Here is a 1,075-nt window from a genome sequence, read left to right on the forward strand (position 1 = left end):
GTGCAGGACATGACCAAGAAGAAGAAGGGCACGTTCAGCAGCAAGACCACCACCACCCATGATGCGTGGCAGGACACTGTGGCGGTCACCACCACGCTCAGCGGCGACACGGTGCAGATCGCGGCAGGCAACGACCTGCTGTCGCAAGGTGCGCAGGTGGCCAGTACGGGCGATGTGGTGGTGGCCGCCGGCAACAACCTCACGCTGGACACGGTGCAGAACACGCACAGCGAGGAACACGAAAAGACCGTCAAGAAGTCGGGTCTGTATGGCGGTGGTGGATTCAGTGTCGCCTTGGGCGTGACCAAGAAGACCGATGGCCTGGACGTCACCGAGGTCACCAATACCGGCAGCCTGGTCGGCAGCACCGACGGCTCGGTGACGATGACCGCTGGCAACAAGGTCGCCATCACCGGCAGCGATGTGCTGAGCGCCACCAGCACCACCATCGTGGGCAAGGAGGTCACGATTGCGGCGGCAGAAAACACCGTGGACACGGTGCAGACGTCCAAGCAGCAGAGTGCGGGTATCACGTTGGGATTGACCGGTGGCGCCGTGGACGCCGCACAGGCGATCTACGGCGCAGTCAAGCGTGGCTCGGAAGTCGAAGACGATCGCCTGAAGGCGCTCTACGCCGCCAAGGCGGGTTACGCGGTCAGTGATACGGTGGGGTTGGTCAGCAATGGCCTGAAAGGCTACGACGGCCAGGCGGTTGCCGGCAACATGACCAAGACCGGCACCGCCGCTGCGGATGGCGCACAAGGAGCGGCCAATGCGGCAGGCGTGAGCTTGCGCCTCGGCATCGGCGCCAGCAGCTCGTCGAGCAAGACGACCACGCATGAGGAAACCACCGGTGGTAGCCGCATGCTCAGCAATGGCGATATCACCATCGCCGCGACCGGCGGCGACCTCAACGTCATCGGCAGCAAGATTGCCGGCGAAAACGTGACCCTGGCGGCTGCAAACAATCTGAACCTGCTGAGCAACAAGGAAACCAACACCACCAAATCGGAGAACAAGAACGCCGGTGGCGAGATCGGTATCAGTGTCGGCGCGGTCACGGGCTATTACCTGT

General features: G+C 63.0%; 1 protein-coding gene. It reads left to right on the top strand.

Going from position 1 to position 1,075, the window contains the following annotated elements; all coding sequences use genetic code 11:
* Positions 1-1,075, top strand: a 1,075-nt coding sequence (locus tag LL962_RS20860; RefSeq protein ID WP_228318292.1) for a hemagglutinin repeat-containing protein, incomplete at both ends; no start/stop codon positions are given.

This window comes from Xanthomonas sp. NCPPB 1067 (assembly GCF_020783795.1).
Lineage (GTDB): Bacteria > Pseudomonadota > Gammaproteobacteria > Xanthomonadales > Xanthomonadaceae > Xanthomonas > Xanthomonas melonis.